The following is a 12728-nucleotide window of genomic DNA, read 5'->3' as shown; positions in this document are numbered from 1 at the left end:
CCTGCCAGCGTCCCTGTAACTCCGCGCGAGTGCGCGCGTCTCCACATACTGAACCCGTTTCAGACACAAAGATGAAGATTCCCTTAATGGGTAATCAGGCGACGACACTATGCAGTGGACAAGCAAAGATCGATGGGGCAATCCCTCCATAAGGCGCCTATAGGGCGACCTCGGAGTGCCGTTGATCATGGTTGCCCCTGCAAGGGCATCAGTTTCATCACGTTCAGAAAACGCAAGAAAGCTGTATATTTGTGAAGCTCCGGCGGCCCCACGTGGCGACGCGGGCACGCCCAAGCCGAGAAGCGCCCGGCATCACCCGGCGGGCCGTCCTTCGTCCCCGATCCCCACGGCGGCCCCGGCGCCCAGCCGTACCGCACCGGCGACCGGGCGAAGCCGACGGCCGAAGGCACCCTGGCATTCGTCGGACGTATCGACCACCAGGTGGCCTACTGCACACCGGCCGAACCCTCCGCGCGCCCCAGCGCCGATGCCCTCTCCGCCGCGTTGCGCGCTGACGCCACCAGGGGGCTGCCCGCCTTCATGGTGCCGTCGCTCTACGTACTCCTGAACGACCTGCCGCCGACCTCCCGCCGGCAAGCTCGACACTGCCGCCCTGCCCAACCCCTTGAGGGCGCCCGGGACGACCGGCGCCACGCCTCCACCGCCCGGGGGCGAACCGGAAAGCGCCTTCGAGACCGCCGCGTACAGCAGGGGTGACGGCGACCCCGCGGCGAGCTGAAGCGGGACCGGCCGTGCCCGGTACGGCAGCAGGGCCCGGACCGCTCGTCGCGGTCCGGGCCCTGCCCCGTGCGGTGCCGCCTCGCGGCGGCGGTGCGTCAGCTCTGTGCGGTGTCGTCGCTCGTCTGCCCGGCGTCGCCCTCGGCCGCGCCCACCTTCTCGCGCATCTTGCGTACCAGCTCCGCCTTCTGGTCGGCGGCGCCCTGGCGGTCGAGGTTGCGGTGCGGGCCGTTGTTCTGCCGCTCGGCGCGGGACAGCCTCTTGCGCTTGCCGCCGCCCATGCCCACGGGGTTGTTGATGTTCTTGCTCACGGGTTCTCCCGGAAATGGTGTGCGGTGATCTACGGATTCATCGGTGGGGGACGGGCGCGGCGGCGTCGAAGGACGTCAGCAGGGGCCCGTCACACTCTCACTCGTAAATCGGCGTCTGGAAGAACATGACCAAGACGTCACCCGGTTCCGTCGGTCCCGCACACCAATTTTCTCACCGTGGGACGTCGGCCGGGCCTTCGGTGGGCCCGGGGTCCGGTGTCGGCGGTCAGGCATGGGGGTCGCGCGCGGGAGGTCGCGCGCGGGGTCAGATCTTGGGGTCAGATCTGGCCGCGCCAGGCCCCGGTCTCCACTCCACCGCGCTTCTCGATGAACGCCTTGAACCGTCCCAGATCACCGGTGACCTGTCGTTTGACGAAGCCGAGCTTGTCGCCGACCGTCTCGGCCAGGCCCTGGGGGTCGAACTCCATTTGCAGCATGACCTTGGTACGCGCGTCGTCCAGGCGGTGGAAGGTGACGACGCCGGCCTGCTTGGCCTCGCCCTCCACCGTGGTCCACGCCACGCGCTCGCCAGGGATCTGTTCGGTGATCACGGCGTCGAACTCCCGCTCCACCCCGTCGATCTTCGTCACCCAGTGGGTGAGTGCGTCGCTGCGCTGCTCGATCCGCTGCACGCCCTCCATGAACTCGGGGAACGTCTCGAACTGGGTCCACTGGTTGTACGCGGTGTGGACCGGCACGTTGACCTCGATGGACTCTTCGACCTGCGACACGGATGACACCTTTCCTTGTGGACGGGTCCGGGTGCAGCGGCCCGACCGGGCCGTGCACCGCTCTCGCCTCCTCCGGGTGCCCCGAGCCCTCGCTTTCACTCCCACCGCTGCTGATCGGACACCCGCGGGCGGTGTGTACAGTCGGCTCGCCCCGGCGGCGGCCGGACGCGCGGGGGCGACCGTTTCCGACCGGCAGGGTGAAGCCATGGCGGTTCCGACGATGTCCGAGCGCAAGCAGCGGATGCGGCGCCGCCTGGAGCGGCTGATCGGCATCGCCGCCACCGAGGGAAACGCGCTGGTGCCGCTGCGCAACGGCGACGAGATCTTCACGGCGATGCTGGATGCCATCCGGGGCGCCGAGCACACCGTGGACATGATGACGTTCGTCTACTGGCGCGGGGAGATAGCCCGCCAGTTCGCGCAGGCGCTGGCCGACCGGGCCCGGGCCGGGGTGCGGGTGCGGCTGCTGCTCGACGGTTTCGGCAGCCGCCTCATCGAACAGGAGCTGCTGGATCTGATGGAGGCGGCCGGCGCCGAAGTGGCCTGGTTCCGCAAGCCCTTGTACCTCTCGCCGCTGAAGCAGAACCACCGCTGCCACCGCAAGGTGCTCGTCGTCGACGAGCACACGGCGTTCACCGGCGGGGTGGGCATCGCCGAGGAGTGGTGCGGCGACGCCCGCAACGAGAACGAGTGGCGCGACACTCACGTCCAGGTGCGCGGGCCCGCGGTGGACGGCATCGCCGCCGCCTTCGCCCAGAACTGGGCCGAGTGCCACGACACCCTCTTCGACGACCGGGACCGCTTCACCGGCCACACTCCCGAGGGCGACGCGGTCGTCCAGGTCGTGCGCGGCTCGGCCAGCTTCGGCTGGCAGGACATGCAGACCCTGATCCGGGTCATGCTCGAATCCGCCCAGCAACGCTTCCGCCTGGCCACGGCCTACTTCGCACCCGACGCCTACTTCATCGAGCTGCTGTGCGCGGCCGCCCGGCGCGGCGTCGAGGTGGACATCCTGCTGCCGGGCCCCCATACCGACAAGCGGGTCTGCCAGTTGAGCGGCCAGCACCACTACACCGAGCTGCTGGCCTGCGGCGTGAAGATCTACCAGTACCAGCCGACGATGATGCACACCAAGGTCATCACCGTCGACCAGGTCGCCGCGCTGATCGGCTCCACCAACTTCAACCGCCGCTCCCTCGACCACGACGAAGAGGTCATGCTCGCCGTACTCGACGAGGGCTTCACCGCCACCCTGGACCACCACTTCGACGAAGACCTCCAGGTCAGCGAACGCATCGAGGAGGCCCGCTGGCGACACCGCTCCCCCACGCAGCGCCTACGCGAGGTGGCTGTCCTCCCTATCCGCCGGTTTCTGTAGCGGGTGAGGGAGTCTCGTTCTGCCTGTTACTTCTTCGTGGATCTCGACGGGGCCCCGGCGATCAATGCAGTGCGGCATTGGGCCCGGGCCTCGGTGTATCCGGGAATGAGTTGACAGAGCTGCTCTCTGCTCTCTGCTCGTCGGCGAGCCTCGCCCGTCCCGTACGGGCGTCCGGGGCTACGGCACCACCCGCAAAGGCGCCCTGGCCAAGCTCGCTGAGAAGATCGCCACCAGCGACCGCGGCCACCGCATCTCGTCCGCTCAGGGCAGCGTGGCCGCGTACCTGGCGTACCGGCTGGAGAACGTGGCTATCCACCACCTCCGCGAGATTACCCACACCCGCTACACCGCCTGCGTCAACCGTTACCTCATCCCCGGCCTCGGCAAGAAGAAGCTCACCAAGCTCACCGCCAAGGACGTCCACGCCTGGCTCAACCAGCTCCGCACCACCTGCCAGTGCTGCGTACGCGGTATCGATGGGCCCGTGATGGGCCCCGTTGCTGTGCCGTCGGGCAGTGCTGCCGCCTCCGTCGCTACCTCGGCCTCGCTGAGACTATTCCGCGTTGCGCGTTTCCCGATCCCTCAAGAACGAATCAAGTTCATCGAAGAGAACAGTAACCGCTTCGCCGCTTTCACCATGCGAGTCCGCAACCCAAAAGTCGTTGGCCTCACCTGGGTAAGCGATTCTGATCACCAGAACCCGCCATGCAAGATTGGAACCAAGACCCGACCGAGAAGCTAGCCACTCACGAAATCCTTCGAGGAATCTCCATTCGGTCGCTGCATCCATGCCGGTCAAAAATGCAGCCACCTCGCCGAATGTGCTCAAACCATACAGGTGAGAACGTCTACGCACGTCAGCGATCCTGTCACGGAGGTCCATGTGTTCACCTGCTACCTGGGAGCTGGACTGAAAGCGAGGTCGTCGCCATACTCGAAATTCGCCCGATATTGATCAATCGGTTCACCCCGCCTCCCATTTGTTGCATCGAACACTCGACCATTCTTGACGACGACATCGTGGATCGATTGTGCTACGCGAAGCCTTCGACCTGCTTTTTCGCAGGTCAAGTACGGTTTGTTGGTCCGGTGAGCTGCGTGGGTGTCCGTGGTTGTGCGGGGCTGTTGCAGTCGCTACTGCCGTCAGACGGTTCAGCCCAGGTACGGCTTCTCGCGCTCTTCCAGGAAATGCTGGAGCCTGAGTCGTTGGGTGTGGTGCATCGGCAACTGATCGATCTCTTCGGGCGGTACGAACCGGAGTTCGGTGGACTCGTCGGAGATCTCCAGTTGGCCGCTGGTGATGCGGGCAGTGAAGCAGAGGTTGAACTGGCGGCGGACCTCGCCGTCGGTGTAGGCGATGATGTGTTTCGGGTCGGTGTAGGTGCCGACCAGGCCGGTGATCTCTACGTCGGGGGCCGAAGCCCGGCAGTTCCTCCAGTCGGCCGCCGATGATCGTCTGCACGCGCTGTACGAACTCGCCCTGTGCACCGGACTCCGCAAGGGCGAACTCCTCGGCCTCCACTGGGAAGACCTCGACCTCAACGGCGGAACCGCCACCAACCACCGCTCCCTCCAGCGCACCCGCAGCCAGGGCCTGGCCGTCCTGAACACCAAGAACCTGGCCTCCGAGCGACGCATCGCCCTCCCCACCGAATGCATTAGCTCCCTCAAGATCCACCAGGAACGGCAGCAGGAAGAGCGTCAGGCAGCCGGAACGGGATGGACGGACAACGGGCTCGTCTTCACCACCCCGGAGGGCAGACCACTCGACCCCGGCAACCTCACCCGTCACTTCCGTCACCTCCTCCACAGCGCCGGACTCCGGACGAGCCGCTTCCCCGACCGCCGCCACTCGACCGCCCCCCTGCTACTGGAACAGGGCGTCGACGTCGTCGTCATCAAGGAACTTTTCGGCCACGCACCCATCGGCGTCACGGCCGGCGTCTACGCCCACCGCTGCCGTCGTCCACTGACGTTGCCGTCACCGTTGCCGTCAAGAACTCCAGAAGCCCCACCGAACACTCTCGGTGGGGCTTCTGGGGCGGTATCGGAACTATCGGCTGGCCGAAGCTATCGAGAGTCAAACACTATTCTCGCGAGAACCAATGCAGGGCCATTCAAGGAGAATTGCCTGCAATCCTTCCCCGCGCCTTTCGGCTAGCCACCTTACAGGTCATACGGGTAGAGCTGAATTTCGGGAGACCGGAAGGAAATGAGCCCACCCACGGGAAGCTCAGACCTTCGATTCGGGATTTCAATCAGGAGGATGTCCGACCCCACCTTGACCTCTACGACTGAATCATCACCATCGCCGCACCTGACAACTTCGCCCGTAATCAGGGATCCAGGCTCCGATCCCATGGCCTCCGAGAGGGAGGTACCACCCGAGGGGGCCGCCGTCCATTCTGCAACCTCTTCCGGAACCTCGATCTCAACATCGAATTGGCCTGCCTTGGCAGGATTCCGCCCCATCCAGCGGCCCGACGCGATCCCGGACTCGCACCTGAAGCGCACGATCCCTTGCGAAGGGGCTAGAACCTGCAGAACTTCCACTCTCATCATTTCACCCCCAAGGGAACTCGCTGCATTGTATTACCGACAGTCCATGTGTTTGTGACGGAGTTCCAATCCCACGTTTCCATGTGGTAGTGGAACTTCGTAGGCTTGCTATTCATCTCGTGATCCCCCATCCGGATGCTACGGCGCCCATCGGAAGATACGAGACGGTTGCGATCCACCTGCCCGGTTCTCGGGTGAATATTCGTGTACGGACCAGACCCCAAGAAAGCACTCCACGCCTGGTCGACCTGAGACGGCTTGAGGGGCTTGGGGGCTGTGACTTCGGGAAGGTTATCGACTGTTTCGGCGGGCGGGCAGTTGGAATTGTGAACCAGAACAGGCGTGGCCCCCGCCACCACATAGTACGTGTGCAGCCCCTCGACCGTGAGGTTGTACGTGCGCGCCCGCTTCGTGAAGGCGTGATTGCCCGTCACGATGACCGTGTCCCCGTCATCGGTGAGCAGGCTCATCCCAGGTCGCAGCTCACCGGCCTCGATCCAGCGGCGTTCGGATGCGGACCAGAAAGGGTGCTCGTGGGTTGCGGTGAGCTTCTTGATGCCGTCGTCAGTGGCGATGGAGAGCGTGTTGAAACGCTTATCGCTGTCCGTGACGATGAGGCGCGTGACTTCTCTCGGGCCGGACTCACCAGATACTGGATCAGTTGCCAGCACCTTTTCCCCGACCTCGACATCCTCAATGTTCTTTGTCGAATCGTCGGCCATGAGGACATCGGTTCCCGGGAGGAAGCACTTACATTTGGAAGAAATTCCCTTCTTTGGTTTCCTGGGCGCACCTGACTTTGTCGACTTATGCGCGAACATCGACGCCAGGAAGCCTGGCACCAGATACGAGTTACTTTCGGTATCGTAACCTTTACTGGCGACCCATTTGTCGTAGTCTTCGCCGTAAGTGCAATAATCTACGTCGCGGCAGTCGCTATCGACGAGTGCGCCGAAGTATTCGGATGTGTGGATGAGGTTACTGATGAGCCCCAGGACGATTGTGTCGCCTGTTTTGGAATCTGCTGGTCCGGGACGGGCGTACTGCTTCGGCACACAGTGTCGTCCAGTCCAGTCACAGGAGTAAGTGGGGCTGCCGCCCGACCCCCCAGTTCTTCCGGACGAGGAGGTGGGAGCGGTGCCCCCGCCCCCACCCCCGCCTCCGTACCCGCTCCCCCCATTGGCTTCGTGACCGTCATTCCCGTCTTTGGGGCAAGCAGCAGGTTCGTTTCCGCCACACTTCAAGCCGAGGCCGCTGGGGTCAGCGTTGCTCAGCGGATTCTGCGCTCCGTAGGTGTAGCCGTTGAGGGTCTGGTGGATATCCGTCTGCATGAGCGGATCGAGGCTGAGGAACTGCCCGGTGCGCGGGTCGTATTCACGGGCGCCGACATGGGTCAGGCCGGTCGCGGTGTCTGCCGGTTTGCCGAGGAATGCCTTGTCGTCGGGCCAGTTGGCGGCCTTCTCGCCTCGGGGGGCACCGAAGGGGGTGGTGTAGCGCTTGGTGGTTACGTAGGTGGTGGCGTCCAGGGCGAGACTGGCCGTGCCGTGGTGGTCGGCGGCGAGGAAGCTCAGCTCTGTTCCTGACGCACCGGGCGTCGTCGTGCGGACGGCGATGGTCTGGCCGTTGGCCGTGTAGTAGCGACTGCCGGAGAGGGTCTTTGCGGTGCCCTTCGCCGTGAGGCGGACTTCGGTTGCTCCGAGGTAGAGAACGGTGTCGCCGTCACCCTTGGCGCGGCGGATGAGGAGTTGGCCGTCCGCGTCGTACAGGTAGTCCGTCTGGGCCGGGCCCTCTGCCGTCCGGGCGAGTTTGCCCTCGGTGTTCCAGGTGAGGGACTGCTGGGCGCTGCCGTCGGGGCGGGAGGTGGTGTTGCCCGTCTTGTCGTAGGTGTAGGTCTGGGTCTTGCCGGCCGTTTCGGTCTTGACGAGTGGGTGGGGCTGGTTCTGGGTGGTGCGGTAGGTGTAGTTGGTGGTCTTGTCGCCCGAGCCGGCGTGCTGGGTTTCGGTTTTGCGCTGGCCGGCCTGGTTGTAGGCGTAGCTGGTCCAGTACGGGGCCGCGCCGTCGATGTTGGCGGCGGTACGGCCCGCGCTCGCGCAGTCGGCGGTCTTGGGGGTCCAGGCTTCGGCGAGGCGGCGGTGGCCGTCGTAGGTGAAGCACTGGTAGTCGGGCTTGGCGGTGCCGCCCTGGGTGGTGGCGTCGAAGATGGAGGTGACGTTGCCGGCGTCGTCCTGCGTGTACTTCAGTTCCTGCGGCATGTAGCCGTGGACGTCGTCGGTGACGTAGGAGCGGGTCAGGCGGCGGGTGCCCGGTTCGTAGTCGTAGTTGAGGTAGGCCTTCTTGGCCGAGCTGGCACTGCTCACGCCCAGGGCGTGCTGGCGCAGGTCACCCTGCGGTGAGTACACGGCGTTCGACAGGTAGCCGTTGGCACCCACCGACTTGAGCTGCTGGCCGGTGGCGTTGTACGTGTACCCGACTGTCTCGGCCGGCAGGCCTGCCACGGCGGGCTCGGAGGCCTGGCTGATGGTGCCGTCCAGGCGGTAGCCGGTGGTGAAGGAGAACGTCTTGGGTACGCCTGCCTTTACGAGCGGATCGTCGTCGGGCAGGGTCAGCTGGTTGCCCATGACTTGGTAGAGGCTGTCGTACTGGGTGACCTTCTGGGTGTACGCCTTGCCGGTAGCGCCGCCGTCGTAACGGACAGCCGTGTCCTGTTGTCCCTTGGCGAGGAGGTCGAAGGTCCAGGCGGCGAGCTTGTTGGCGTTCGTCCTGTCCGTCTGCCACAGGCCGGTTCTGCGGTTCAGGTCGTCGTACTCCGTGATGAGTTTCCTGTCTTCCTCGTCCGTGGTGGTGACGGGTCGGTCGAGGGAGTCGTAGGTGGTACGGGTCGTGCCCTTGTCCGGGTCGTCGGAAGTGACCTGGCGCCCGAAGAGGTCGTAGCCGTAGGTCCACTTGGCTTCGTCGGGACCGGTGAGGGTCTTCTGCTGGCCTGCGGGGGTGTAGGTGTAGTCGGTGGTGGTGAAGTCCGTGCCGGTGGGCTGCGGGCCGCCGTACTCGCGGCGCTGCGTCAACTGGCCCAGGGCGTTGGTGACTTCGGCGGTGGCCTGGCCGCCGGTGGGGGCGCTGGTGGCCACCGTGTCACCGGTGTGGGTGGTGCGGGTGGTCCAGCGGGTGACGCCGTAGTTCTTGGTGACCGCCTTGGTGGCGCGGCCCGCGCCGTCGTAGGTCGTGTCGCTCTGGACCGGGGCCTGGCTGCCCTCGGTCTGCACGGCGGTGGCGGACGGCGGCGAGGTGTCGTCCCAGATGTCACCTTGTGCGCTGACGGCCAGGCCGCGGTCGTCATAGAGCGTCAGCGAGACGAGCCGGCCGCCGACCGGAGTCGGGGTCTGGGTCTGGCGGGGGCGCAGCAGGGAGTCGTAGAACTCGTAGGCGGTGTTGTAGCCGGAGCCGTCGCCCTTGAGTGACCCGGTGGACACCCAGGAGAGGTCCTTGCTGGTGACCTTGTAGTCGTAGACGTAGTTGGGGGTCTTCCCCAGGACCGTGGAGCGGTTGGGCAGCCAGACCTTGGTGACCCGGCCCAGGCTGTCGTACTCGGTCTCGGTGACCTTGTCGTTCGGGTCGGTGGCCTTCACCGACGCGCCGGTCGCGAAGTCGACGGCGGTCGTGGCCTTGTGCTGCTTGGCGTTGGTGATGCTGGTGGAGGTCAGCGGGCCCGCGGCGGTCGGTGTGTAGGCGGTGGTGGAGGTGGCCAGGTCGTTGATGTCCTTGATCACCAAGGGGCGGCCCAGCGTGTCGTAGCTGGTGGTGCTGGTCTTTTGCCAGGTGGCGGTGTTGCCGATGGTGTAGGCCTTGGCGCGGCCGGTCCAGGTGGCCTCACCCTTGGTCGGCGTCTGGGAGGCCGACCAGGTGGTGACTGACGGATCGTCGTACACGGTCGCCGTGTCGGCGACCACGTCGCCGGGCTTGTCCGAGTCGGCGGGCAGGTCCAGGTTGGCGTCGGTTACCGCGCATGTCTTGGCGACGGTGCGGGTGCGGGACACCAGAGAGTTGATGTTGACGTCTTTGTCGTCGTTACGGGCGTACCAGGTGCGGGTGCAGGTCTCGTCGCCCGGGACCGCGTCGTCACCGCTGTCCTCGACGGTCTCAGCCATGCCGAAGTCGTCGTAGGTGGTTTTCGTGGTGCGGATCCGGTCGCGGGGCGTCGCGGTGCTGGTGATGTTGGTGCGGGCGTGACTGGCGGCGGTGCGAACGTAGTAGGCCTCGGTGTCCGCGTACGACTTGTGCTGGGTGGCGGTTCGCTTGGACCAGGGGTCGTTGATGGTGCCGGAGACCTCGGCGTCGCCGTTGTAGGTGACGTTTTCGCGGGTGAAGCCGGCGTACTGGTCGGAGTCGGTGATTTCGGCTGCCTTGATGCCGGTCACCTTGACGCTCTTGCGTTTGTCCGGGTCGGGTGCCTTGCCCTGGGCGTCGAGGACGCGGTCGCCGTTCATGCCTCGCAGGTAGACGCTGACCTCTTTGAGCTGGGCGCTGTCCTTGTCACCGGTGAGGTGGGTGACCTTGCCGTAGCCGCGCCAGATCGACCAGGTGCGCTCCTTGGCGGGGGTCATGGGGTCGTCGTTGTAGTGCCAGGCTCCGCCGCCGGAGTACTGGTAGGTGTGCTGGACGGCTTCCGAGCCGCCGTGCTGGTCGGTGGTGGAGACCGCGGTGACCGGGTACTTGTGGAACCAGTCCACGATCGGGGTCTTCTCGCCGTTGGGTGACCAGTGCACCGGGTAGCAGCGCCGGGTGTTGTCGTCCACCTTGGGTTTGCTCTGCCCGGCCACGCAGTCTGCCTCGGCGTAGGAGACGTTCGTTTGCGCGCCGGTCTCGGAGGTGATGGTGCGTAGGCGGGGCTTGTCGAGGGAGATGATGTCGTCGGTTGCCCCGTCGACCCGGTTGGGCAGGGAGACGTAGCTGAACGTGACCGGGTCCAGGCTGAGGTCGGTGCCCCGCTTGCCGGTGTGCTCGATCTTCTTCAGTGACAGCGACTGGTCGCGCGAGTCGCCGGTGTCGCCGGGGTCGAGCTGGTAGTCCTGCTTGAGTGACCAGGCGTCGACGGCCGTGAAGCCGGGTGTGCCGGCGGCGGCATTCCAGGCGTAGGTGGTGATGCCGGTCAGGCGTTTGCGGGTGAAGAAGGCCGGGCCGACGTTGCCGGTGCACTTGTCGCCGTCCTTGCATACGGCGTCGAAGGGCACATCGGGCCAGTTGTCGCGGGTGTCCTCGGTCAGTGCGTCGCAGCCGGTCCCGGGGGCATCACAGCGCTCGGCGTAGGTGAAAGCGACCTTGTTGGAGGCGGCCGGCTTGGCGGAGAACAGGGAGCCCGCACGCTGGCCGTAGCGGATCTCCTTCAGTCGGCCGCCGCGGGTGTAGTCGGTGCCCGTGTTGTCGTCGCCGAGCTTGTCGTAATTGTTCTGCTCGGCCGTGTACCAGTAGGTCATGGCGTTGGCGTGGGTGTCCTGGACCAGGTCGAGGTTCCACCGCCACGCCTGCTTCTTGTCCCGGCTGGAGAACGAGGTGCCGTCCTCGTAACCGGGTTCGTCCTTGTCGTCGCCGAAGACGGGGACTGTCCACACCGACTGGGTCCGCTCGTCGGCGCCGGCGCCCTCCAGCTTGTTCAGGCCGAAGGTGTAGACGGCGCCCTCCCCGGTGGTGACGGTCCAGTACTCGCCGTCGTCGTCACCGTTGTCGGCTCCGGTGCGATGGGTGACGGTGGAGGCGTCGTCGTTCTTCAGCCGCCATTTGCCACTGGAGTCGTCCTTGACGAGTTCGGAGGCCTGTCCGTTCAGGACCAGGGAGGCGTTGTCGTACTTCCAGCACAGGTCGTACTTCTTGTCCTGGCCGTCGTCCTCACAGGAGCCGTACTTGCGCTCGATATAGGAAGAGGTGAGGTCGAAGCCCTCACCGATCGTGGTGCCCTGGTTGTTGGTGTTGGCGGTACGGCCGTCCACGCTGCCGGAGTCGTAGGAGATCGACAGTTCTGGCTGCGGTCCAGCCGCGGCGGGCGGCGTGCGCAGCGGATAGGACCAGGTGAAGGACCCCGAGGAGCCGCCGGCCTCCCAGGTGGAGGAGGAAGCCAGCGGGGTGGCCTTGTAGTCACCGGAACCGGACTTGGTTCCGGCCGCCAGCGCCAGCATCATCGTCCGGCCCTCGGCCGTTCCGCTCTTGGCCGTGGCGGGGAAGGTGAGGGGGGCGGTGAGCCGCTCGGCCTTGCGGTGGTTGGTGAAGCTCAGTGGCGTACGGGTGCGGCAAGCAGCCTTGGCCGGGGTGTCCAGGGCGCAGTCAGGCAGCCGCGACAGTTGGAGGCGGCCGGCCCAGTCAGCGCCGTAGGCGGAGGCAAATGCCTTGTAGTCAAGCCCCAGTTGGGCCGCGCCGCCGCCCTTGGGGCCGGTGACGGTGAGCCCGATGCCCTTGATGCCCAGCTTCTTGGTTTCCTGCTGGTCCAGCACGCGGACCTGGACCGTGTCGGCGGCGAGTGCCCGCTTCTTCTTGTTCTTGGTCTGTTGCGGTGCGGCGAGGGTGAGCGGCAACGCCCCTGGTTTCGCCGTCGCCTTGCCCGATGGCGGCAGGGCCAGGGTGGCTTTGCCGCTCTTGGGCCAGGTGACGGTGCGTCGTTGTTCGGCGCGGGCGCGCCGGGCCGCGGCCCTGTCCGCAGCGGCGGACTCCGCCACAGCCTTCGCGCTCTTCTTGTTCACCTTTGCGGTGAACGGGGTGACCTTGGATGAGCGCGGTGCGTCCAGTTCGGGCCGGCCCAGCGGGTCGGTGTCCGCAGCGAACGTGACCGGGCTCAGCAGGCCCGGCAAGAGGGCGAAGCCGGTCACCGCCGCGATCCGCCGCGTCCGTAGTGGAACCGGAGTCCGGGGTCGCGCGGGTCTGTGGGTGCCGCGCGTCCAGGGCAGGCCGAAGACAGGCAGGTTCATCACGCATCTCCTTGCGTGCGGCCACCCGTGGTCGGCGGCCGCACGCTGTCGTAAAAGAGGTCGG

The 12728-nt window shown here is 66.0% G+C and carries 5 protein-coding genes and 3 pseudogenes; 3 read left to right on the top strand and 5 right to left on the bottom strand.

Annotated features, from left to right (window positions below; translation table 11 throughout):
- Positions 1-836 precede the first annotated feature (836 nt).
- Positions 837-1049, bottom strand: coding sequence for a DUF6243 family protein (locus IG54_RS0106260; RefSeq protein ID WP_030778304.1), 213 nt, complete (start codon positions 1047-1049; stop codon positions 837-839).
- A gap of 278 nt (positions 1050-1327) precedes the next feature.
- Complete coding sequence (locus IG54_RS0106255; RefSeq protein WP_030778302.1) at positions 1328-1780, bottom strand: SRPBCC family protein; 453 nt, start codon at positions 1778-1780, stop codon at positions 1328-1330.
- Positions 1781-1985: 205 nt separating this feature from the next.
- On the opposite strand from IG54_RS0106255, the gene IG54_RS0106250 reads away from it, so the two are divergent.
- Together IG54_RS0106250 and IG54_RS39985 are read left to right on the top strand one after the other, a co-directional pair.
- Positions 1986-3158, top strand: coding sequence for a phospholipase D-like domain-containing protein (locus IG54_RS0106250; protein ID WP_030778300.1), 1173 nt, complete (start codon positions 1986-1988; stop codon positions 3156-3158).
- Between the two features lie 160 nt (positions 3159-3318).
- Positions 3319-3680, top strand: a pseudogene (locus tag IG54_RS39985) (site-specific integrase); the annotation flags it as partial.
- Positions 3681-3711: 31 nt separating this feature from the next.
- Here IG54_RS39985 and IG54_RS41915 read toward each other — a convergent pair.
- Together IG54_RS41915 and IG54_RS0106240 are read right to left on the bottom strand one after the other, a co-directional pair.
- Positions 3712-4041 carry a hypothetical protein gene (locus tag IG54_RS41915; RefSeq protein WP_158708833.1) on the bottom strand — a complete coding sequence of 110 codons (330 nt, stop codon included), beginning with the start codon at positions 4039-4041 and terminating at the stop codon, positions 3712-3714.
- Between the two features lie 269 nt (positions 4042-4310).
- Positions 4311-4568: pseudogene (locus IG54_RS0106240) on the bottom strand (DNA mismatch repair protein MutT); the annotation flags it as partial.
- Here IG54_RS0106240 and IG54_RS39980 point away from each other — a divergent pair.
- Positions 4567-5319, top strand: a pseudogene (locus IG54_RS39980) (site-specific integrase); the annotation flags it as partial. The pseudogenes IG54_RS0106240 and IG54_RS39980 overlap by 2 nt on opposite strands.
- 397 nt (positions 5320-5716) lie before the next feature.
- On the opposite strand, the gene IG54_RS0106230 reads toward IG54_RS39980, so the two are convergent.
- On the bottom strand, positions 5717-12664 hold the full coding sequence (locus IG54_RS0106230) for a polymorphic toxin-type HINT domain-containing protein (RefSeq protein ID WP_106976953.1): 6948 nt from the start codon (positions 12662-12664) through the stop codon (positions 5717-5719).
- Between the last annotated feature and the right edge of the window lie 64 nt (positions 12665-12728).

The organism is Streptomyces sp. NRRL S-920, assembly GCF_000717945.1.
Classification (GTDB): domain Bacteria; phylum Actinomycetota; class Actinomycetes; order Streptomycetales; family Streptomycetaceae; genus Streptomyces; species Streptomyces alboniger.
Note: the sequence above shows the minus strand (reverse complement) of the source record. Positions and strands in the feature narration are given on the sequence as shown.

Coding starts and splice junctions, on each gene's coding strand:
- IG54_RS0106250 (WP_030778300.1), top strand. CDS start 1,986: ATGGCGGTTCCGACGATGTCCGAGCGCAAGCAGCGGATGCGGCGCCGC.
- IG54_RS41915 (WP_158708833.1), bottom strand. CDS start 4,041: ATGGACCTCCGTGACAGGATCGCTGACGTGCGTAGACGTTCTCACCTG.
- IG54_RS0106230 (WP_106976953.1), bottom strand. CDS start 12,664: ATGAACCTGCCTGTCTTCGGCCTGCCCTGGACGCGCGGCACCCACAGA.